The sequence below is a fragment of the Streptomyces sp. SAS_281 genome (assembly GCF_052542855.1).
In genome coordinates this window covers 1-22,039 of the sequence record NZ_JBMNDO010000005.1, presented here as the reverse complement: position 1 = coordinate 22,039, position 22,039 = coordinate 1, and the positions used below count along the sequence as shown (strand labels likewise).

General features: G+C 72.2%; 19 protein-coding genes. 12 read left to right on the top strand and 7 right to left on the bottom strand.

The window, feature by feature from the left end; genetic code table 11:
* The first annotated feature begins 13 nt into the window (after positions 1-13).
* From ACN6LM_RS03535 to ACN6LM_RS03505, 7 genes are all read left to right on the top strand, one after another.
* Positions 14-691 carry a TerB family tellurite resistance protein gene (locus ACN6LM_RS03535; protein ID WP_445063790.1) on the top strand — a complete coding sequence of 226 codons (678 nt, stop codon included), beginning with the start codon at positions 14-16 and terminating at the stop codon, positions 689-691.
* A gap of 148 nt (positions 692-839) precedes the next feature.
* Entirely contained in the window at positions 840-2,939 is a 2,100-nt protein-coding gene (locus tag ACN6LM_RS03530) for an MMPL family transporter (protein ID WP_445063789.1), read from the top strand.
* Positions 2,940-2,981: 42 nt separating this feature from the next.
* Positions 2,982-4,301, top strand: a complete 1,320-nt coding sequence (locus ACN6LM_RS03525) for a sensor histidine kinase (protein ID WP_445063788.1) — start codon at positions 2,982-2,984, stop codon at positions 4,299-4,301.
* Positions 4,298-4,969 (top strand): response regulator, encoded by a 672-nt coding sequence (locus ACN6LM_RS03520; RefSeq protein ID WP_445063787.1) that lies wholly within the window; start codon positions 4,298-4,300, stop codon positions 4,967-4,969. The genes ACN6LM_RS03525 and ACN6LM_RS03520 overlap by 4 nt, the downstream gene beginning before the upstream one ends.
* Positions 4,970-5,028: 59 nt before the next feature.
* Entirely contained in the window at positions 5,029-5,775 is a 747-nt protein-coding gene (gene recO, locus ACN6LM_RS03515) for a DNA repair protein RecO (protein WP_445063786.1), read from the top strand.
* Between the two features lie 19 nt (positions 5,776-5,794).
* Complete coding sequence (locus ACN6LM_RS03510) at positions 5,795-6,622, top strand: isoprenyl transferase (RefSeq protein WP_445063785.1); 828 nt, start codon at positions 5,795-5,797, stop codon at positions 6,620-6,622.
* A gap of 48 nt (positions 6,623-6,670) precedes the next feature.
* Positions 6,671-7,201, top strand: a complete 531-nt coding sequence (locus tag ACN6LM_RS03505; protein WP_445063784.1) for a hypothetical protein — start codon at positions 6,671-6,673, stop codon at positions 7,199-7,201.
* A 58-nt stretch (positions 7,202-7,259) separates the two neighbouring features.
* Here ACN6LM_RS03505 and ACN6LM_RS03500 read toward each other — a convergent pair whose 3' ends face one another.
* The 4 genes from ACN6LM_RS03500 to ACN6LM_RS03485 all read right to left on the bottom strand — a co-directional run bounded on the left by ACN6LM_RS03500 (position 7,260) and on the right by ACN6LM_RS03485 (position 10,448).
* Positions 7,260-7,694: a Fur family transcriptional regulator gene (locus ACN6LM_RS03500; protein ID WP_445063783.1), complete on the bottom strand. Its 435-nt coding sequence runs from the start codon at positions 7,692-7,694 to the stop codon at positions 7,260-7,262.
* A gap of 65 nt (positions 7,695-7,759) precedes the next feature.
* Positions 7,760-8,653: a metal ABC transporter permease gene (locus ACN6LM_RS03495; RefSeq protein ID WP_445063781.1), complete on the bottom strand. Its 894-nt coding sequence runs from the start codon at positions 8,651-8,653 to the stop codon at positions 7,760-7,762.
* A 2-nt stretch (positions 8,654-8,655) separates the two neighbouring features.
* Positions 8,656-9,438 (bottom strand): metal ABC transporter ATP-binding protein, encoded by a 783-nt coding sequence (locus tag ACN6LM_RS03490; protein ID WP_445063780.1) that lies wholly within the window; start codon positions 9,436-9,438, stop codon positions 8,656-8,658.
* Positions 9,439-9,494: 56 nt separating this feature from the next.
* On the bottom strand, positions 9,495-10,448 hold the full coding sequence (locus ACN6LM_RS03485) for a metal ABC transporter substrate-binding protein (protein ID WP_445063779.1): 954 nt from the start codon (positions 10,446-10,448) through the stop codon (positions 9,495-9,497).
* A gap of 143 nt (positions 10,449-10,591) precedes the next feature.
* On the opposite strand from ACN6LM_RS03485, the gene ACN6LM_RS03480 reads away from it, so the two are divergent.
* Both ACN6LM_RS03480 and ACN6LM_RS03475 read left to right on the top strand, forming a co-directional pair.
* A complete protein-coding gene (locus ACN6LM_RS03480) occupies positions 10,592-11,974 on the top strand; it encodes a glycine--tRNA ligase (RefSeq protein ID WP_445063778.1) in 1,383 nt (460 codons plus the stop codon).
* A 247-nt stretch (positions 11,975-12,221) separates the two neighbouring features.
* Positions 12,222-12,452 carry a DUF6243 family protein gene (locus ACN6LM_RS03475; RefSeq protein ID WP_445063777.1) on the top strand — a complete coding sequence of 77 codons (231 nt, stop codon included), beginning with the start codon at positions 12,222-12,224 and terminating at the stop codon, positions 12,450-12,452.
* A gap of 101 nt (positions 12,453-12,553) precedes the next feature.
* Here the strand turns inward: ACN6LM_RS03475 and ACN6LM_RS03470 are convergent, their stop codons facing one another.
* Positions 12,554-14,026: an MFS transporter gene (locus ACN6LM_RS03470; protein WP_445063776.1), complete on the bottom strand. Its 1,473-nt coding sequence runs from the start codon at positions 14,024-14,026 to the stop codon at positions 12,554-12,556.
* Positions 14,027-14,138: 112 nt separating this feature from the next.
* On the opposite strand from ACN6LM_RS03470, the gene ACN6LM_RS03465 reads away from it, so the two are divergent.
* The gene (locus ACN6LM_RS03465) at positions 14,139-15,029 is read left to right on the top strand and encodes an MmyB family transcriptional regulator (RefSeq protein WP_445063775.1); all 891 of its coding nucleotides are present in this window, start codon (positions 14,139-14,141) and stop codon (positions 15,027-15,029) included.
* On the opposite strand, the gene ACN6LM_RS03460 is transcribed toward ACN6LM_RS03465, so the two are convergent.
* Positions 14,999-16,480: an MFS transporter gene (locus tag ACN6LM_RS03460; protein WP_445063774.1), complete on the bottom strand. Its 1,482-nt coding sequence runs from the start codon at positions 16,478-16,480 to the stop codon at positions 14,999-15,001. The two genes, ACN6LM_RS03465 and ACN6LM_RS03460, sit on opposite strands and share 31 nt — an antisense overlap.
* Before the next feature lie 15 nt (positions 16,481-16,495).
* Positions 16,496-17,416 carry a class A beta-lactamase gene (gene bla / locus ACN6LM_RS03455; RefSeq protein ID WP_445063773.1) on the bottom strand — a complete coding sequence of 307 codons (921 nt, stop codon included), beginning with the start codon at positions 17,414-17,416 and terminating at the stop codon, positions 16,496-16,498.
* A 154-nt stretch (positions 17,417-17,570) separates the two neighbouring features.
* On the opposite strand from bla, the gene dusB reads away from it, so the two are divergent.
* Together dusB and ppdK are read left to right on the top strand one after the other, a co-directional pair.
* Positions 17,571-18,719, top strand: a complete 1,149-nt coding sequence (gene dusB, locus ACN6LM_RS03450; RefSeq protein WP_445063772.1) for a tRNA dihydrouridine synthase DusB — start codon at positions 17,571-17,573, stop codon at positions 18,717-18,719.
* A gap of 418 nt (positions 18,720-19,137) precedes the next feature.
* On the top strand, positions 19,138-21,849 hold the full coding sequence (gene ppdK, locus ACN6LM_RS03445; RefSeq protein WP_445063771.1) for a pyruvate, phosphate dikinase: 2,712 nt from the start codon (positions 19,138-19,140) through the stop codon (positions 21,847-21,849).
* Positions 21,850-22,039 lie beyond the last annotated feature (190 nt).

The following is a 22,039-nucleotide window of genomic DNA, read 5'->3' as shown; positions in this document are numbered from 1 at the left end:
GGGACAACGCGCCATGAAGCTGCGTATCTGCGGCATCCGTACGCTGTGGGACACCACCGGCGACGGGGAGTTCTTCTGCCCCGGCTGCGGCGGTGACCGCAACTACCGCCTCCTCACCGGCCGGCGCCGCTTCGCCGTGCTGGGCGTGCCCCTGGTGCGGCGCGGCACCACGGACCCGGTGGTCGAATGCGCCGCCTGCCACCAGCACTTCGACCCGGAAACGCTCGGCCACCCCACCACCACCCGGTTCTCCGCGATGCTCAGGGACGCGGTGCACACCGTGGCCCTCGGCGTCCTCGCGGCCGGCGGCAGCACCTCCCGTACGGTTCTGGAGAGCGCCGCCGAGACCGTGCGCGGCGCCGGGTTCGAGGACTGCACGCCCGAACAGCTCGCCACCGTGGTCGAGGTGCTGTCCGCCGACATCGGCCAGGGCTCCGCGTTCGACCCGGCGGCCGAGGCGTGCGGCGCGGCCCTCGCCATCGAGTTGCACGAGGCGCTGGAACCGCTCGCTCCGCACCTCGCCCCCACCGGGCGCGAATCGATTCTGCTCCAGGGCGCCCGGATCGCCCTCGCGGACGGCGCGTACAGCACTGCCGAACGCGAGGTGCTGACCACCGTCGGCGGGGCGCTGAGGCTGTGCGCCGAGGACACCGCACGGCTGCTCGCCGAGGCGGCGCGTACGCCCTCCTGATCCGCCCCCCCGTTACTCCCCAGGGAGTAACGGGCCCGCCGCGCCCACCCCGGCAGTAGCCGGGAAGTCGGCCCCCGGCGCGACGAAGTTCCCCCGCCCCGACGGGAGTCTGGACACGACCGGACACCCGTACGGAAGGGGGCCTCCCATGAGGACCGCGGAACAGGACAGCGGTACACGCACACGCAAGGTGAGCCGGTGGCGGCTGCTGCCCTGGGCGGTCGTCGCCCTCTGGGCCGCCGTCATGGCCGTCGCCGGGCCGTTCGCGGGCAAGCTGGGGGACGTACAGGTCAACCGGGCCGTCGACTACCTCCCGGCGAGCGCCGACTCCACCCAGGTCGCGAAGATCCAGGACGCCCTGCCCGGCGGCGAGACCACCGACCTCGTCCTCGTCTACCACCGCGACGGCGGCCTCACCCCCGCCGACCGGGCGCTCGCGGCCCGGCAGACCGCCGAAGTGGCGAGCGGCCACACCCTCACCGCGCCCCCGCGCGCCGTGCCCTCCGATGACGGCACCACGCTGATGTACCCGGTCTCCACGACCGAGCCCGGCCAGGACGACGAGGCCCGCACCGCGTTCGTGGACGACGTCCGCGAGACCGTACGCGGCGGCGGGGGACTGGGCGCCGAGGTCGGCGGGCCGGGGGCGATGGACGTGGACGCGAAGAAGGTCTACGGATCGCTCGGCGGACCGCTGCTCTACACGACCGTCGGCGTCGTCGCGGTCCTGCTGATCCTCATCTACCGCAGCCCGCTGCTGTGGCTGGTGCCGCTCGTCGTGGCGGGCGCCGCCGACGCCCTGTCCATGGCCGTCGTCCACGGACTGAACCGGGGCTTCGACGTCACCGTCACCGGCCAGAGCTCCGCCGTGATGACGATCCTCGTCTTCGGCGCCGGCACCGACTACGCCCTGCTGCTGGTCTCCCGCTACCGCGAGGAGCTGGTCCGCGCCGAACGCCCCCGCGACGCCATGGCGGCGGCGCTGCGCGGCTGCGGACCCGCCGTCCTCGCCTCCTCCGGGACCGTCGCGGCGGGCCTCCTGTGCCTGCTGGCGGCCGATCTCACCAGCAGCCGGGGCATGGGGCCGCTCGCCGCCGTCGGTGTGCTGTGCGCCCTCCTGGCCATGCTGACGCTGCTGCCGGCCGTCCTGGTCCTGCTGGGCCGCCGCGTCTTCTGGCCGCTGGTCCCCGAGTACGGCTCCGAGCCGCGCCGCCGCCGTTCGCTCTTCGCGGCCATGGGCGGCTCCGCCGGGCGCCGGCCGGTCGCGGTCCTCGTCACCGGCGGGGTCCTGCTGGGCGCGCTGTCGCTCGGGGTGTCCAACCTGCCCGGCGACCTCAAACTGGAGGACTCCTTCACCACGAAGCCGGACTCGGTCACCGCGATGAAGACCCTCGCCGACGCCTACCCCGGCCGCTCCAGCCGGCCCGTCGTCGTGACCACGCCGACCGGGGACGCCCCCGGCGCACTGGCCCGGGCCCGTACCACCGAGGGCGTCGCGGCCGTCGCGCGCGGCCGCAGCGGCGGCGGCTGGACCGAACTGTCCGTCACCCCGGAGGCCGCCCCCGAGTCGGCCGGTGAGCGGGCCACCATCCTCGCCCTGCGCGAACGCCTCCCCGGGAGCCATGTCGGCGGGCCCAGCGCCCAGCAGATGGACCTGGAGAAGGCGGGCACCCGGGACCTGAGGACCGTCGTCCCGCTCGTCCTGCTCTCCGTCCTCCTCATCCTGATCGTCCTGCTGCGCAGCCTCGTCGCACCCCTCCTGCTCGTCGCCGCCGTCGTCGCGGTCTGGGGTGCTTCCCTCGGCATCGGCGGCCTGTTCTTCGGACCGGTCCTCGGGCTGGAGGGCACCGACCCCGGGCTGCCGCTGCTCACCTTCGTCTTCCTGGTGGCCCTCGGCGTCGACTACGGCATCTTCCTGATGCACCGGGTCCGCGAGGAGGCCCGGGGCGGCGCGGAGCCCACCGAGGCGGCGCTCACCGCCCTGCGCACCACCGGCGGGGTCATCGCGTCGGCCGGCCTCGTGCTCGCCGCCACCTTCGCCGTTCTGGTGAACATGCCGATGACGGCCCTGGTCGAGATGGGCTTCGTGATCGCCGTCGGCGTCCTCCTCGACACCTTCCTGGTCCGCACCTACCTGGTGACATCGGCGAGCGTGGCCCTCCAGCGCCGGATCTGGTGGCCGGGCGCGCTCAGCCGCTCCCTCCCCGCCGAGAGGCCCCGGGAGCCCGAACTCGTCGGCGCCCCCTGACAAGCGCTGACAGTGCCCCGCCCCGTACCGGAGGATGGCGACGTGCCCCCAGCAACCGCCCCGGCCGCCCCCGCGGCCACGAGCCGCCGCGACCGCGTCCTGGCCGTCGTCAACCGCGACCCGATGCTCGCGCCGCACCGGACGCGCAACGACGCCCTGACCGCAGCGGGCGCGGCGGCGCTCGCCGCGGCCCTCGCCCTGTCCACCGGCGACGCCGGCACGCTCGGCGCGGCCGGCTGGGCCCTGCTCCTGGGCAGCGCCGTACCACTCGCCGGCCGGCGGCGCGCCCCGGTGCCGGTCCTGCTCGCCATGGTGCCGCTGCTGGCGCTCTACCACGGCACCCAGGACCTCCACTCGGCGCCGATGCCGCAGACCTGGATCGTGCTGTACACCGTGGCCGTCACCGGCCGCCCGCTGCGCACCCTGGTCGTCGGCATCGGCGTCACCGCCGTGATGGTGACGGTCGTGCTCGCCCTCAGCGCGCACGACGGGCTCGAACTGCTGCGGATCTCCGGGTGGATCGTCGCGGTGCTGTTCTGCGGGGTCGATGTGCGCATCTACCGCCAGTACGTCGCCTCGGTGCTGGAGCGTGCCGAACGCGCCGAGCGGACCCGGGAGGAGGAGGCCGCCCGCCGCGTCGCGGAGGAGCGGCTGCGGATCGCCCGCGATCTGCACGACCTCCTCGCGCACAGCATCACCGTCATCGGGGTACGGACCTCGGTCGCCTCGCACATCCTGACCGTCGACCCGGAACGGCTCGACCGGCGGGCCGTCGCCGCCGCGCTGGACGACATCGCCGACACCTGCCGGGAGGCCAGGGCGGAGCTCCGGACCACCCTCCAGGTGCTGCGCGGGACCGGGCCGGAGGGCGGGGGAGCGGAGGCCGAGGGCCCGCTGCCCGACCTGGCCGCCCTGCCCGGCCTCGTACGGGCCGCCGAGGCGGCCGGGGCGCGGGTCGACCTCGACACCGGCGTCCCGGCCGGCCGCCTCGCCCCCGCCATCGGGGCGGCCGCCTACCGGATCGTGCAGGAGTCCCTGACGAACGTGGTGCGCCACGCGGGCGCCGGGGTCCGGGTGCGCGTCGTCGTCGCCCCCGCGGCCGGGGCGCTGCGGGTCACGGTCACCGACGACGGCACCGGTCCGGTGGAGGACGGCGCCGCGCCCGGGTTCGGGATCGTCGGCATGCGGGAACGCGCCCGCTCCACGGGCGGCACCCTCACGGCGGGCCCGCGCCCCGGCGGCGGCTTCGAGGTGTCGGCCCTGCTGCCTCTCCCGCAGGCGCCGGAGGGAAACCAGCCGGACGAGCCCGGCACGTACACGCATGAACACCCACCGGCACGGGAAGCGGAGACCACACCATGATCCGGGTACTGCTCGCGGACGACCAGACGCTCGTCCGGGCGGCCTTCGCGATGCTCGTCGGCTCCGATCCGGAGATGGAGGTGGTCGGCGAGGCCGCCACCGGCCTGGAAGCGGTCGCGCTCGCCCGCTCGGCCCGCGCCGACCTCGTCGTCATGGACATCCGGATGCCGGAGCTCGACGGCATCGAGGCCACCCGCCGTATCGCCGCCGACGAGGACCTGGCCGGGGTGAAGGTGCTGGTCCTCACCACCTACGACACCGACGACCACGTCGTCGAGGCGCTGCGCGCCGGCGCCTCCGGCTTCCTGGTCAAGGACACCCGGCCCGCCGACCTGCTGGCCGCGATCAGGACCGTCGCGGCCGGTGACTCCCTGCTCTCGCCCGGCCCGACCGCCCGCCTCATCGCCCGGGTGCTCAGCGCCCCGAGCGCCCCCGCCGGGCCCGGCCCCGAGGGCCTGGGCATGCTCTCCGAGCGGGAGCGCCAGGTCCTGGCCCTGGTCGCGCGCGGCCTCAACAACACCGGGATCGCCGAGAGCCTGGGCCTCAGCCCGCTCACCGCCAAGACCCACGTCAGCCGGATCATGGGCAAGCTGGGCGCCCGCGACCGGGCCCAGCTGGTCATCGCCGCCTACGAATCGGGGCTCGTGGTGCCCGCCGGGGGCGGCTGACGGGGCCCGCCCCAGGGGCCGGGCCCCGGGTGTCGGTGGCGTACCGGACAATGGGACGCATGAGCTTGTTCCGGGACGACGGCGTGGTGCTGCGCACGCAGAAACTGGGCGAGGCCGACCGGATCATCACGATACTGACCCGGGGCCACGGCCGGGTGCGGGCCGTCGCGCGCGGTGTGCGGCGCACCAAATCGAAGTTCGGGGCCCGGCTCGAACCGTTCTCCCATGTGGACGTGCAGTTCTTCGCGCGCGGCAGCGAGCTGGTCGGGCGCGGGCTGCCGCTGTGCACCCAGAGCGAGACGATCGCCCCGTACGGCGGCGGGATCGTCACCGACTACGGGCGCTACACCGCCGGGACCGCGATGCTGGAGACCGCCGAGCGCTTCACCGACCACGAGGGCGAACCCGCGGTCCAGCAGTACCTGCTGCTGGTGGGCGGGCTGCGCACGCTGGCCCGGGGCGAGCACGCGCCGCATCTCATCCTGGACGCCTTCCTGCTGCGCTCCCTCGCGGTCAACGGCTACGCCCCCAGCTTCGACGCCTGCGCCCGGTGCGGACTGCCGGGGCCGAACCGTTTCTTCTCGGTGGCGGCGGGCGGGGTCGTATGCGGCGACTGCCGGGTGCCCGGCAGCGTCGTACCCTCGGCTGAGGCCGTTGCCCTGCTGAGCGCCCTGCTCACCGGTGACTGGGAGGCGGCGGACGCGTGCGAGGCGCGTCATGCCAGGGAGGGGAGCGGGCTGGTGTCCGCGTATCTGCACTGGCATCTGGAGCGCGGGCTGCGTTCACTGCGGTACGTAGAGAAGTGACACAGGGAGACTGAAGCTCATGGCAGTACGCGGGATGCTCGGCGGCCGTAACCGGCGCGACTACAAGACCCCGGAGCCGCACCCGTCCGGTGCCGTGCCCCCGAAGATCCCCGGTGAGCTGGTGCCCAAGCACGTCGCCATCGTGATGGACGGCAACGGCCGCTGGGCGAAGGAGCGCGGCCTGCCGCGCACCGAGGGGCACAAGGTCGGCGAGGGCGTCGTCATGGACGTGCTCAAGGGCTGCATCGAGATGGGCGTCAAGAACCTCTCGCTGTACGCCTTCTCGACGGAGAACTGGAAGCGGTCCCCGGAGGAGGTGAAGTTCCTGATGAACTTCAACCGGGACGTCATCCGCCGCCGCCGCGACGAGATGGACGAACTCGGCATCCGCATCCGCTGGGTGGGCCGCATGCCCAAGCTGTGGAAGTCCGTCGTGCAGGAGCTCCAGGTCGCCCAGGAGCAGACCAAGGACAACGACAGGATGACGCTGTACTTCTGCGTCAACTACGGCGGCCGGGCCGAGATCGCGGACGCCGCGCAGCGGCTCGCGCAGGACGTCGCCGCCGGGCGGCTCGACCCGTCGAAGGTCAACGAGAAGACGTTCGCGAAGTACATCTACTACCCGGACATGCCGGACGTGGACCTGTTCGTACGGCCCAGCGGCGAGCAGCGCACCTCGAACTACCTGATCTGGCAGAGCGCATACGCCGAGATGGTCTTCCAGGACGTGCTGTGGCCGGACTTCGACCGCCGCGACCTGTGGCGCGCTTGTCTGGAATTCGCCCAGCGCGACCGCCGGTTCGGGGGAGCCGATGAGGTCGCGGCGAAAACGGATCCCCGGACCTGAACCCCTGCCGATACGATCACGGCTCTTTCACACACGTCGGGTGGGGCCATGAACGAACAGCAGGGTGCCGTGCACGGAGCGGTCGAACTGAGATACCGCCCGGAGCTGCGGGACTACACGACGGCGCTCCGCGCCCGTAACCGGGTCAGCGCCTCGGGCCGGCGGCAGCGGCTCCTGGGGGTGGTCGCGACCGGATGCGGTGTCGTGGCCACCTCGCTGTCCCTGGCGAAAGGCGACGATGTACCGGTGCCGCTGCTGGCGGCGCTGCTGGTCTGCGGCCCGCTGCTGTTCCTCGGCCCGTGGCTGACGGCGCGCCAGCTGTTCCGGTTCGTACGGCAGCAGGGCGAGTTCCGGGTGCGGGTCGAGGAGACCGGCGTCGCCGTCGACACGGACAGCACGAGCGCGGTCGTCAAGTGGCAGGCGCAGCCGCGGTACGTGGAGACGGCGGACCTGTTCGTGATGTTCAGCGACGACCGGAACGCCACCGGGGTGACCGTGATAGCCAAGCGGGGCGCCCGGGGCGGGTCCGACGTGGACCGCATGCGCGAGATCTTCGACCGGAACCTGAAGAGGGTCTGAACGGCCGGAGCCGGGAGCCGCCCCGCTCCCTGGTCCAGCCCGGTCCGGACGAAGGCCCTCAGTTCTCGCCGCCCGCGCAGTCCGCGCAGGTGCCGAAGACCTCGACCGTGTGCGCCACGTTGACGAAGCCGTGCTGTGTGGCGATGGTCTCCGCCCACTGCTCGACCACGGGCCCCTCGACCTCGACCGCCTTGCCGCACATGCGGCAGACCAGGTGGTGGTGGTGCTCGCCGGTCGAGCAGCGCCGGTAGACGGACTCGCCCTCCGTGGTGCGCAGGACGTCCACCTCGCCGGCGTCGGCGAGGGACTGGAGGGTGCGGTAGACGGTCGTCAGGCCGACCGAGTCCCCCCGGTGTTTGAGGACGTCGTGCAGCTCCTGGGCGCTGCGGAACTCGTCCACCTCGTCGAGCGCCGCCGCGACGGCTGCCCGCTGCCGGGTCGAGCGGCCGCGTACCGGAGCCGCGTTCGTCCCACTGATCGGCGCCGTCGCCACAGGAGCCTCCTCGTGTCGCCCGTACATCTGTCGGGCCATTGTGCCAGCCCGCCCCTTCCGGGGGATCAGACTCGGACGTCGTCCGGTGCCGGGCGGGCCCCCGGTACTTCCAGGGTGCACCCCTCAGCCTCGGTCTCGCCGCGCTTGGCGCGGACGCGGGCGAGCGGGGCGGCGAGCAGCGTCAGGGCGACGAAGACCCCGATGGCCAGCAGCACGATCGTCGCGCCGGGCGGGACGTCCTGGTAGTACGAGGTGATGGTGCCGGACAGGGTGACGCCGACGCCGATGACGACGGAGAGCACGAACGTCACCTTGAAGGACCGGGTGATCTGCTGCGCGGCGGCGACCGGGACCACCATCAGGGCGCTGACCAGCAGCAGCCCCACGACCCGCATCGCGACCGTGACGGTCACGGCGGCGGTGACCGCGACGAGCAGGTTCAGCATCCGCACCGGCAGGCCGGTCACCCGGGCGAACTCCTCGTCCTGGCTGACGGCGAACAGCTGCCTCCGCAGCCCCACCGTCACCAGCAGCACGAACGCGGCGAGCAGGGAGATCGCGGTGATGTCCTCGGAGGAGACCGTGGACAGCGAACCGAAGAGGTACGAGGTCAGGTTGGCGTTCGAGCCCGTGTCGGAGAGGTTGATCAGCAGGACACCGCCCGCCATGCCGCCGTAGAAGAGCATGGCCAGCGCGATGTCGCCCCGGGTGCGGCCGTACCAGCGGATCAGCTCCATGACGACCGCGCCCGCGACGGCGACGGCGGTGGCCATCCAGACCGGGCTGGTGGAGAGCAGGAAGCCGAGGCCGACGCCGGTCATCGCGATGTGGCCGATGCCGTCGCCCATCAGGGCCTGCCGGCGCTGCACCAGGTAGATGCCGACGGCGGGCGCGATGACGCCGACCAGTACGGCGGCGAGCAGGGCCCGCTGCATGAAGGGAGGGTCGAGGAATTCCATGGTCAGCTCAGCAGTCCCGTCCGGACGGGCTCGGAAGCCGCGTGGGGGTGTACGTGGTCGTGGCCGGGCAGTGCGTGCTGGCCGACGGCCTTCGGAGGCGGCCCGTCGTGCAGGACACAGCCGTCGCGCAGGACGACCGCCCGGTCGATCAGGGGCTCCAGCGGGCCCAGCTCGTGCAGGACGAGGAGCACGGTGGTGCCGGCGGCGACCTGCTCGCGCAGGGTGGCGGCCAGGATCTCCTGGCTCGCCAGGTCCACGCCCGCCATCGGCTCGTCCATGATCAGGAGCTCCGGTTCGGCGGCGAGCGCGCGGGCGATGAGCACCCGCTGGTGCTGGCCGCCGGAGAGGGCGTTCACCGAGTCCTTCGCGCGGTCGGCGAGACCGACGAGCTCGATGGCGCGGTCGACGGCGGCGCGGTCCGCCTTGCGGGGGATGCCCAGCCGGGTGCGGGAGAGGCGTCCGGCGGAGACCACCTCGCGGATCGTGGCGGGCACGCCGCCGGCCGCCGTGGTGCGCTGCGGCACGTAGCCGACCCGGGCCCAGTCGCGGAAGCGGCGCAGCGGGGTGCCGAACAGCTCGACGGTGCCGCCGGTCAGGGGGACCTGGCCGATGACGGAGCGGACGGCGGTGGACTTGCCGGAGCCGTTGGCGCCGAGCAGGGCGACGACCTCGCCCCGGTGCACGGTCAGGTCGACGCCGCGCAGCACGGGGCGCGCGCCCAGGACGGCGGTGGCGTCGCGTACGGCGATCACGGGTTCGCTGGTGGGGTGCTGGGGCTCGGGCATGAGCGCCTCCGGTGCTGCTGCGCGGTTCGGGCCGACGGGTGCGGCGGGGTCGTCGCTCACTTCGCGCCGAGTGCCGTGCGCAGGGCGGCGAGGTTGGACTTCATGACCCCGATGTAGTCATCGCCCTTGGAGCTGTCGGTGATTCCCTCCAGCGGGTCCAGGACGCCGGTCTTCAGGCCGGTGTCGCGGGCGACCGTCTTCGCGGTCTTGTCGCTGGCGAGCGTCTCGAAGAAGACGGTGGTGACCTTCTTCTCCTCGGCGATGGAGTGCAGGGCGCTGATGCGGGCGGGGCTGGGCTCGGCCTCGGGGTCGATGCCGGCGATGCCCTCCTGGACGAGGCCGTAGCGCTCGGCGAGGTAGCCGAAGGCGGAGTGCGTGGTGATGAACGTCTTCGTCGCGGTGTTCTTCAGCCCGGTCCGGTAGGCGGTGTCGAGCGCGCCCAGCTCCTTGACCAGGGCGTCGGTGTTCTTCCGGTAGTCCGCCGCGTGGTCCGGGTCGGTCTTCGCCAGGGACGTGCCGACACCCTTGGCGACCTCGGTGTACTTCACCGGGTCCAGCCAGATGTGCGGGTCGGCGCCGGCCTCGTCGCCCTCGTGCTCGTGGCCGTGGTCCTCGCCGCCGGTCTCGGTGCCGTGGTCCTCCAGCGCGGTCAGCGTCGCGGCGTCGAGGGTGTGGGAGGCGCCGGACTGCTTGATCGCCTCGTCGACGGCGGGCTGGAGGCCCTTCAGGTAGAGGATGAAGTCCGCGTCGCTGAGCCTGCCGGTCTGCCGGGGGCTCAGCTCCAGGTCGTGGGGTTCCACGCCGGGCTTGGTGAGCGTGGAGACCGAGACGTGGTCGCCGCCTATGCGCTCGGCCAGGAACTGCATCGGATAGAAGGACGCCACCACGTCCAGCCGGCCGTCGCTCTTGTGGTCGGAGGTGTCGGACGACGAGCAGGCGGTGACGGCGGTGAGGCCGAGGGCGACCGCGCCGGTGACGGCGGCGGCCGGTATGAGGCGGCGTATGTTCATGACACTCATTTTCAACAAAAATGGAAACGGTTGTCAACAAGCGGGGTTCGCGGCCGGGACCGGTACCGATTTGATCGAAGGGCAGTGGCCGCCGGTAATCTGGGCCATTCGCCCGCCCGTTCCGTCGTAATGAAGAGAGCACCGTGGCCGCCGACAAGATCGACACCATCGTCAGCCTGAGCAAGCGCCGTGGCTTCGTCTACCCCTGCAGCGAGATCTACGGTGGTCAGAAGGCCGCCTGGGACTACGGGCCGCTGGGCGTCGAGCTCAAGGAGAACCTGAAGCGCCAGTGGTGGCGCTACATGGTCACCTCCCGCGAGGACGTCGTCGGCATCGACTCGTCGGTCATCCTGGCCCCCGAGGTGTGGGTGGCCTCCGGCCACGTCGCCACCTTCTCGGACCCGCTGACCGAGTGCACCTCCTGCCACAAGCGCTACCGCGCGGACCACCTGGAGGAGGCGTACGAGGAGAAGCACGGCAAGGCGCCCGCGAACGGCCTCGCCGACCTGAACTGCCCCAACTGCGGCAACAAGGGCACCTTCACCGAGCCCAAGCAGTTCTCCGGCCTGCTCTCCACGCACCTCGGCCCGACCCAGGACTCCGGCTCGGTCGCCTATCTGCGCCCCGAGACCGCCCAGGGCATCTTCACCAACTTCTCCCAGGTGCTGACCACCGCGCGCAAGAAGCCCCCGTTCGGCATCGCGCAGATGGGCAAGTCCTTCCGCAACGAGATCACTCCGGGCAACTTCATCTTCCGCACGCGCGAGTTCGAGCAGATGGAGATGGAGTTCTTCGTCAAGCCGGGCGAGGACGAGCAGTGGCAGGAGTACTGGATGGAGCAGCGCTGGAACTGGTACACCGGTCTCGGCCTGCGCGAGGAGAACATGCGGTGGTTCGAGCACCCGCAGGAGAAGCTCTCCCACTACTCCAAGCGCACCGCTGACATCGAGTACCGCTTCCGCTTCGGCGGCAGCGAGTGGGGCGAGCTGGAGGGCGTCGCCAACCGCACCGACTACGACCTGACCGCCCACTCCAAGGCGTCGGGCACGGACCTCTCCTACTTCGACCAGGAGAAGGGCGAGCGCTACACCCCGTACGTCATCGAGCCCGCGGCCGGTGTCGGCCGCTCGCTGCTGGCCTTCCTCCTCGACGCGTACAACGAGGACGAGGCGCCGAACGCGAAGGGCGTCATGGAGAAGCGCGCCGTGATGCGCCTCGACCCGCGCCTGGCGCCGGTCAAGGTCGCGGTCCTCCCGCTCTCCCGCAACCCGCAGCTCTCGCCGAAGGCCAAGGGCCTCGCCGCCGACCTCCGGCAGAACTGGAACATCGAGTTCGACGACGCCGGCGCCATCGGCCGCCGCTACCGCCGCCAGGACGAGATCGGTACGCCGTTCTGCGTCACCGTCGACTTCGACACCCTGGACGACAACGCGGTCACCGTCCGCGAGCGCGACACGATGAAGCAGGAGCGCGTCTCCCTGGACCAGATCCAGGGCTACCTCGCCTCCCGCCTGCTCGGCTGCTGACGCCCGCACCCACCGACCGAGGCCCCCAGTCCCGCGCCCGGCGCGGAACCGGGGGCCTCGGGGGTGCGGGGGTCCGGCTGCGGAAAACCGCGTGAGGAGGGCGCCCGGTATGGGTACCGTCTTCCGCATGTATTCGTTCTTCCAGATCTACGAGTGAGAGCGCGGCGGGCCCGACCGCCCGCCGCCCCCTCCGGATCGATCCAAGGTCGCGACAGACCTCACCGAGACCACACATTGGGAGAACCCCATGGCCAAGAGCCGCAACAACCTCCTCGGCGTCGGCGGACAGCGCAAGAAGCTGTCCCGCACCGACGCCCAGGGCGCCGGCACCGCGCGCGAGGCCGACCGCAGGACGGCCGCCGACCAGAAGCAGGAGCTGCTCCGCAAGATGCGGGAGCGGGCCGCCGGCACCGAGCAGCCCGACACCGCGGAAGCCGACGCGCCGGCCGCGGAGCCGGAGGCCCCGGCACAGAGCTGACGCCCCCGGCACAGAGCTGACGCCCCCGCGCACGGCCCGGGGCCCCGGCGGACGGACCACCAGGTCCGTCCGCCGGGGCCTTCGTGCTTTCGGCCGCCGCCCTACCCCACCGTGCGCGGCAGCCGCAGGCTCAGCGCGGTCGTCAGGGCCACCGCCGCCAGCTGGACGAGCAGCGTCACGATCAGGGCGTCCCGCATCCCCGACCCCGGCGCAAGGGCCAGGAACAGCGAGCCGAGCGTGGCCACCCCCAGCGTCAGCGTCGCCTGCTGGGTCGTCGTCATCACACCGCCGCCCACCCCGGCCCGCTCCGGCGGTACGTCCGACAGGATGATGCGGAAGATGACGGGCAGCTGGAGGCCCTGGCCGAAGCCGGCGACCGCCATGCCCGGCAGCAGGCCCGCCATGCCCAGGTCCGGCCAGCCCCGCCACACGGCGAGCGCGAGCACCGCCACGCCCACCGCCTGGATCAGCCCGCCGGCCGTCACGACCCGGCTGCCGTACCGCCGCACCAGCCGGGGACCGGCCAGCGACGCCGCGAAGAAGGCCACCGCCATCGGGGCGATCGACAGGCCGGACCGCGCCGGACCCAGCCCCAGGCCCTGCTGGAGCGCGACCGCGATGACGAACATGAAGCCGCCGAAGCCCACCGAGAACGGCACCACGAGGGTGAGGCCGCGCCGCAGCGACTCCAGGCGCAGCAGGCTGGGCGGTACCAGCGGGACGAGCCCGCGCCGGTCCGCCCGCCGCTCCACCCGGTAGAACGCCGCCGCCGCGAACGGGAACAGCGCGAGGGACACCCAGGTCCACAGCGGCCAGCCCGCCGCCCGCCCCTCGGTGAGCGGGGCCAGCAGCGCCAGCAGCGACACCGCGAGCAGCAGCGTGCCCGGTACGTCGACGGGCGCGGGACGGGCCGCCCGGGTCTCCGGGACCGCGCGCGCCGCCAGCACCAGACCGATCGCCGCGACGGGCACGTTGACCAGGAACACCGACCGCCAGCCCGCGCTCTCGCCGAACACCGAGGAGAGCGGCGCGGCGGCGACCAGAGCCCCGCCCAGGATCTGGCCCGCGACCATGGAGAGCCCGGCCGTCGCTCCGTACAGGCTCATCGCCCGGGCCCTGCGGTGGCCGGAGGTGGCCGCCTGGATGGTGGCGAGGACCTGCGGCAGCATCAGCGCGGCCGAGGCGCCCTGGGCCACCCGCGCCCCGACCAGGGTCCAGGCGGTCGGGGCGAGCCCGCAGGCCAGCGAGGTGAGCCCGAAGGCCGCGATCCCGGCCAGGAAGAGCCGGCGCCGGCCGGCCATGTCACCGAGCCGCCCGCCGAGGACGAGCAGCACGGCGTAGGCGAGCCCGTAACCCGCGACGACCAGTTCCAGCAGGGCGGGGCCCGCCGCCAGGTCGTGGTCGATGGTGGGCAGGGCCACGTTGACGATGAAGAAGTCGATGAGGGGGAGGGCCGCGCCCAGCAGCACGGTGAACAGCCCCAGCGCGCCGAGCACCGGGGCGGGATGGTCGTGCCGGACCACCGGGGAGGCGGTGGCGCTTGCCGTTGTCGTCCGTACAGAGGATTCACTCACGCCACCGACGATCGCTCCGCCCGCAGCCTGGTACCAGAGTGTCTTTATCCTGGTACAAGTACCACCAGGCACTGGCCGCCCGGTGCCCGTGCCGGGCCCGCACCCTGGAGGAATGACGACGATGGCGACGCCCCTGACGCAGACGGCCGCCCCCGGCGGGAGCGAGCCCGACATCCGGCGGCACGAGCTGGCGAACTTCCTGCGCAGCCGCCGCGAACGGATCACCCCCGAGCAGGTCGGCCTCGTCCGGGGCCGCCGCAGGCGCACGCCGGGCCTGCGCCGCGAGGAGGTCGCCCAGCTCTCCGCCGTCGGTGTCACCTGGTACACCTGGCTCGAACAGGCCCGGGACATCCAGGTCTCGCCCCAGGTCCTCGACGCCCTCGCCCGCGCCCTGCTCCTGGACCGCAGCGAGCGCAGCCACCTCTTCTCACTCGCCGCGGCCATCGACCCGGCCCCCGGCGCGGACTGCCCGCACCTCACCCCGGCGCTGCGGACCATGCTGCGGCAGCTGGAGCCGATCCCCGCCTGCGTGCAGAACAGCCGGTACGACATCCTCGCCCACAACCGCACGTACGGGCGGCTGCTCTGCGATCTGGAGGCGGTCGCCCCCGAGGACCGCAACGTCATGCTGCTCGCCCACACCAACGAGCAGTGGCGCTCCTCGGTGATGGACACCGCCGAGGTGACCCGTTACATCACCGCCAAGTTCCGCGCGGCGATGGCGGAACACCTCGCCGAGCCCGCCTGGAAGGAGCTGCTGGGCCGGCTGGAGGCCGCCTCGGATGAGTTCCGCGAGAACTGGGCCCGGCACGAGGTCGTCGGGGCAGGCGGCCGGGCCAAGGTCTTCCGCAACGCGTGGGTGGGGCTGCTCCGGGTGGAGGCCACCGACCTCTGGCTCGGCCCCTCGGCCGGACCGCGCCTGGTCAGCTACGCGCCCCGCGACGACGAGACGTACGAGCGGCTGGCGCGCCTTCAGGAACTGGTGCGCGCCGCCGAGGACTGAGCGGCCGGGTCCCCGGCCACTGGTTCCGCCACCGGTTCGGCCAGCCGTTCCGCCGTCCGGCGGGCGGTGGACCTGGCCCACCGGCCGCTGCTCAGGGCGCCGACCAGCAGGACGGCGAGCCCGCAGCCGGTGACGATCCACCAGCCGGGCCGGCTGGCCGCCACGAAGCCGTCCGACCCGCCCGGGTCCGCCATGCCCGCCGCCAGGACCGCGCCGATCACGGCGACACCGAGGGTCTGCCCGATCTGCCGGCTGGTGGAGGCGACGGCTGCCGCGACGCCCGCCTGGGAGCGGGGCATACCGGAGACGGCGGTGTTGGTGATGGGCGCGTTCACCGAGCCGAAGCCCAGACCGAAGAGCACATACGCGGCGAACATCGAGACCGTCCCGGTCTCCGCGTCGAACGCCGCCAGCATCAGCCCGCTCAGCGCCATCGCACCGCCCGCGACCAGCAGCGGCACCCGCGGCCCACGACTGGCGACGAGCCGCCCGGACAGTGGCGAGAGCAGGCACACCACGGCCGCCATGGGCAGCGTGTAGAGACCGGCCTCCAGCGCGCTCAGACCCCGGACGTCCTGGAGGTAGAGCGTGTTGAGGAAGAGGAAGCCGCCGAGCGCGGCGAAGGCGCTGACCGCGATGACGGTGGCCCCGCTGAACGGGACGCTGTGGAAGAACCGCAGGTCGATCAGCGGATCGGCGCGCCGGGGCTCGTACACCAGCAGCCCCGTCAGGGCCGCCGCCGCGAGCCCCGCGAAGAGCAGGATCTCGGCGGAGGTCCACCCCTTCTGCGGGGCCTCGATGATCGCGTACGTCAGCGAGCCCAGCAGCGTGATCACCAGGACCTGGCCCAGCGGGTCCGGGCGGCGGGCCCGCCGGGCGCGCGACTCGGGGACGTAACGCCAGGTCAGGAGCAGGGCGGCGAGGCCCACCGGGAGGTTGACCCAGAAGATCGACCGCCAGCCGACGGAGTCGACCAGACCGCCGCCGACCACCGGTCCCGCCGCCATCGAGATGCCGACGACCCCGCCCCAGACGCCGATCGCGCGGGCGCGCTCGCGGGGGTCGGTGAAGGTGTTGGTGATGATCGACATCGCGACCGGGTTGAGCATCGAGCCGCCCACGGCCTGCACCATCCGGAAGGCGATCAGCGCCTCCAGGTTCGGCGCCAGCGAGCAGAGCGCCGAACCCAGGGTGAACAGCACCAGGCCCGCCATGAAGACCTTCCGCCGGCCGATCCGGTCGGCGGTGGAACCGGCGAGCATCAGCAGGGATGCGAGGACGAGCGTGTACGCGTCGATCGTCCACTGCATCCCCGCGACGCTCGCGTCCAGCTCCCGGCGCATGGCGGGCAGGGCGACGTTCAGGGCGGTGGTGTCGAGGCTGACGATCAGCAGGCTCATGCAGCAGATCGCCAGCACCAGCATCCGCCGTCGGTGACTGAGCTCAGGCATTCATCGATAGTACGACTAACTAACGACTGCTGCCGCCAGAGTTTTCGCCACGTCCCGGACGAGCGGGTGGTCGCCCGCCGCGTCGGAGGCACCCGCCGGCTTCGTCGTCAGCACCGCCAGGACCACCGGCGCACCCTCCGGCGTCCACGCGACGCCCACGTCGTTGCACGAGCCGTACGAGCCGCCGCCCGTCTTGTCGGCGACCGTCCACTCCGGCGGCAGCCCGGCCCGGAACCGCGTACCGCTCGTCCGGCAGTTCAGCAGCCAGTGGGTCAGCAGCTCGCGGTCCCGGCGCTCCAGCACGTTCCCCAGCACCAGCCGGGCGTAGTCGCGGGCGATCGCCGAGGGGGTCGTGGTGTCGGTGACCCGGCCCGGCTCGGCGGAGTTCAGCACGGGCTCCCAGCGGTCCAGCCGGGTCACCCGGTCGCCCAGGGAGCGGGCGAAGCGGGTGACGGCATGAGGGCCGCCCAGCTCGCGCAGCAGCAGATTGCCTGCGGTGTTGTCGCTGTCCCCGATGGCGGCGTCGCAGAGCCGGGCGATGCTCAGCCCGCTCGCGATGTGCTCCGGGGTGTCGGTGACCGGCGAATCCGAGACGCAGTCCGCCTCCGTGTAGTGGACCACCTTCTCCAGGACCTCGCCGTTCTGGTCCACGTCCCGCAGGACGGCCGCCGCGGCGAGCGTCTTGAAGGTGGACAGCATCGGGAAGCGCTCGTCGGCCCGGTGCCGCACCGCGACCCCGGTGGCGGCGTTGTACGCGAACGCGCCGACGCGGGCGCCGTGCGTACGCTCCAGCTCGCGCAGCCGGGCCGTCGTGGAGCCGGCGGCCGCGCGGGCGGTGCCCGACGTGCCGACGAGCAGCGCGCCGGTGGCACCGAGCGCGAGCAGGCCGCGACGGCTGGGGGAGCCGAGAGTTAAGCGGGACAGGTGCGTGGCCATGATTCATGTCTCCTTGGTTCGCCAAAAACCTTTACCGGCCCGTCGCCGGAACCCCCACGCTACGGCGGGGGTCGGACAACGCCCCCGCCTTTCCCCGCCCCGGCGGGGCGCCACCGCCCCCGGAGCAGTCGCCGGGGTACGGGACAATGGGGCCATGACCACGCTCGCCCCCTCGCCCTCGCTGCTCCGCATCGGCCCGCACACCGTGCAGCCGCCGGTGGTCCTCGCGCCCATGGCCGGCATCACCAACGCCCCCTTCCGCACGCTGTGCCGGGAGTTCTCGGGCGGCAAGGGTCTTTTCGTCAGCGAGATGATCACGACGAGGGCCCTGGTCGAGCGCAACGAGAAGACCATGCAGCTCATCCACTTCGACGCGAGCGAGACCCCGCGCTCGATCCAGCTGTACGGAGTGGACCCGGACACGGTCGGCAAGGCGGTCAGCATGATCGTCGACGAGGACCTCGCCGACCACATCGACCTCAACTTCGGCTGCCCGGTCCCCAAGGTCACCCGCAAGGGCGGCGGCTCGGCCCTCCCGTACAAGCGGCCGCTGCTGCGCGCGATCCTGCACGAGGCGGTCTCCCGGGCCGGGGACCTGCCCGTCACGATCAAGATGCGCAAGGGCATCGACGACGACCACCTGACCTACCTCGACGCCGGCCGGATCGCCGTCGAGGAGGGCGTCACGGCGGTCGCCCTGCACGGCAGGACCACCGCCCAGCACTACGGTGGCACCGCCGACTGGGACGCCATCGCCCGGCTCAAGGAGCACGTCCCGGAGATCCCGGTGCTCGGCAACGGCGACATCTGGTGCGCGGACGACGCCCTGCGCATGATGCGCGAGACCGGCTGCGACGGCGTGGTCGTGGGGCGCGGCTGCCTGGGCCGCCCCTGGCTCTTCGGCGACCTGGTCAGCGCGTTCGAGGGGACGGGGACGCGGCAGGCGCCCACGCTGCGCACCGTTGCCGAGGTGATGCTGCGGCACGCGACGCTGCTGGGGGAGTGGATCGGTGACGAGGCCCGGGGCGTGATCGACTTCCGCAAGCACGTCGCCTGGTACCTCAAGGGCTTCGCGGTGGGCTCCGAGATGCGCAAGAAGCTGGCGATCACCTCCTCGCTGGAGGAGCTGGGCTCCCAGCTGCAGGAGCTGGACCTCGACCAGCCCTGGCCGGACGGCGCCGACGGACCGCGCGGGCGCACCTCGGGCAACAACCGGGTGGCCCTCCCGGACGGCTGGCTGAAGGACCCGTACGACTGCGCGGGCGTCGGCGCCGACGCGGAGCTGGACACCTCCGGCGGCTGAGAAAGCGGTCGGCGCATGGGGGGCACTGCGTGCCCCCCATGCGCATTTTCGCTCAGGTGAGCGGCCCCACCATCGAGTGATTCTCGCCACCTTGAGAGGGGTGGCGCTCAGATGAGCGCAAAATCCGGGGCTGCATTTCTCAAAGGGTGGCACTGAGTGCCAGATGTCCTTACTTTGACCGATCGACGCATCGATCACTTTCAGCCACCGAATCCCGGGTTCCGGTGTGCGCTGCGTCATCCTGCGTACGACTCCTGAACGCGCGCTTCCGGAGGGCTTTCGAGCAGTCGACTTTCGATCTGCTGGCGGACGGGTGGTTACGGCCGCACGACGCGCAAGTGGACGTACCCAGGTACCTTCGATCTGGGTATGTTCCTCGCCGTCAGGGCAGCCACCGCGTCTTCGAGGAGTCGAGACCGTGTCGGAAAACAAAGCTGTGCAGAAGTTCGTCTACGACTTCACCGAAGGCAACAAGGATCTGAAGGACCTCCTCGGCGGGAAGGGGGCCAACCTCGCCGAGATGACCAACCTCGGGCTCCCCGTCCCGCCCGGCTTCACCATCACCACCGAGGCGTGCAAGGTCTACCTGGACAGCGGTGAGGAGCCGGCCGCCCTCCGCGACGAGGTGAGTGCGCACCTCGACGCCCTGGAGGGGCGGATGGGCAAGAAGCTCGGCCAGGCCGACGACCCGCTGCTGGTCTCCGTACGCTCCGGCGCCAAGTTCTCGATGCCCGGGATGATGGACACCGTCCTCAACATCGGCCTCTCCGACGCCTCCGTGGTGGGCCTCGCCGCCCAGGCCGGCGACGAGCGGTTCGCCTGGGACTCCTACCGCCGGCTGATCCAGATGTTCGGCAAGACCGTGCTCGGGGTGGACGGCGAGCTCTTCGAGGAGGCGCTGGAGGCCGCGAAGGAGACCAAGGGCGTCAAGGTCGACGTGGACCTCGACGCGGGCGACCTGAAGAAGCTGGTCAAGGAGTTCAAGAAGATCGTCGCGCGGGACGCCGGCCGCGACTTCCCGCAGGATGCGCGCGAGCAGATGGACCTGGCCATAAAGGCGGTCTTCGACTCGTGGAACACCGACCGGGCCAAGCTCTACCGCCGCCAGGAGCGCATCCCCGGCGACCTCGGCACCGCCGTCAACGTCTGCTCGATGGTCTTCGGCAACCTCGGCCCCGATTCCGGTACGGGCGTCGCCTTCACCCGCGACCCGGCCAGCGGGCACCAGGGCGTCTACGGCGACTACCTCCAGAACGCGCAGGGCGAGGACGTCGTCGCGGGCATCCGCAACACCGTGCCGCTCGCCGAACTGGAGGCGATCGACAAGCGGTCGTACGACCAGCTGCTGACGATCATGGAGACGTTGGAGACCCACTACAAGGACCTCTGCGACATCGAGTTCACCATCGAGCGCGGCCACCTGTGGATGCTCCAGACCCGGGTCGGCAAGCGCACCGCCGGTGCCGCCTTCCGGATCGCGACCCAGCTGGTGGACCAGGGGCTGATCGACGAGGCCGAGGCCCTTCAGCGGGTCAACGGCGCCCAGCTCGCCCAGCTGATGTTCCCGCGCTTCGACGACACCGCGAAGACCCGGCGGCTCGGCCGGGGCATCGCCGCCTCGCCCGGCGCGGCGGTCGGCAAGGCGGTCTTCGACTCGTACACCGCCGTCAAGTGGTCCCGGTCCGGCGAGAAGGTCATCCTGATCCGCCGCGAGACCAACCCGGACGACCTGGACGGCATGATCGCCGCCGAGGGCATCCTCACCTCGCGCGGCGGGAAGACCTCGCACGCCGCCGTCGTCGCCCGGGGCATGGGCAAGACCTGCGTCTGCGGCGCCGAGGAGATCGAGGTCGACACCAAGCGCCGGCGTCTGACGGTCGGCGACATCGTCGTGGAGGAGGGCGACGTCGTCTCCGTCGACGGCTCCACCGGCAAGGTGTACCTCGGCGAGGTCCCCGTCGTGCCGTCCCCGGTGGTCGAGTACTTCGAGGGCCGCATGCACGCGGGCGCCGACGACGCCGACGAGCTGGTGGCCGCCGTGCACCGGATCATGGCGTACGCGGACCGGGTGCGCCGGCTGCGGGTGCGGGCCAACGCGGACAGCGCGGAGGACGCCCTGCGCGCCCGCCGCTTCGGTGCCCAGGGCATCGGTCTCTGCCGCACCGAGCACATGTTCCTCGGCGAGCGCCGCGAGATGGTCGAGAAGCTGATCCTGGCCGACACCGACCAGGAGCGCGAGACGGCCCTGGAGCAGCTGCTCCCGCTCCAGAAGGCGGACTTCATCGAGCTGTTCGAGGCGATGGACGGACTCCCGGTCACCGTACGGCTGCTGGACCCGCCGCTGCACGAGTTCCTGCCGGACATCACGGAGCTGTCGGTACGCGTGGCCCTCGCCGAGGCCCGCAAGGACGCCAACGAGAACGACCTCAGGCTCCTCCAGGCCGTGCACAAGCTGCACGAGCAGAACCCGATGCTGGGGCTGCGCGGGGTGCGGCTCGGCCTGGTCATCCCCGGCCTGTTCGCCATGCAGGTGCGGGCCATCGCCGAGGCGGCCGCCGCCCGCAAGAACGCCAAGGGCGACCCGCGCCCCGAGATCATGATCCCGCTCGTCGGCACGGTCCAGGAGCTGGAGATCGTCCGCGAGGAGGCCGACCGGGTCATCGCCGAGGTCCAGGCCGCCACCGGCACCGACCTCAAGCTGAAGATCGGCACCATGATCGAGCTGCCGCGCGCCGCGCTGACCGCCGGGCAGATCGCGGAGGCGGCGGAGTTCTTCTCCTTCGGCACCAACGACCTGACCCAGACGGTGTGGGGCTTCTCCCGCGACGACGTGGAGGCCTCGTTCTTCACCGCCTACCTGGAGAAGGGCATCTTCGGGGTGTCGCCGTTCGAGACGATCGACAAGGACGGCGTGGGCTCGCTGGTCAAGAACGCCGTCGCGGCCGGCCGGGCCACCCGCCCCGACCTGAAGCTGGGCATCTGCGGGGAGCACGGCGGCGACCCCGAGTCGGTGCACTTCTTCCACGAGGCCGGTCTCGACTACGTCTCCTGCTCGCCGTTCCGCATTCCCGTGGCGCGCCTCGAGGCGGGCCGGGCGGCGGCCGGGGCGCGGGCCAGCGACAGCCGCTGACGCGGAATTCCGGAGGCGGCGGCACCCTGTGCGGGGGTGCCGCCGCCTTGTCGTGCGCGACCGGGCGGCACGGCTGTTGTCATGTCCCGGTAAATCGAGTGAGCGGCGCCCATTGCTTCGTTTAATGCGCAAAGAAATCGAGTTGAACGGACCGGGGTGCGGCCCGTGGATCCCCATCCACGGAGATCGG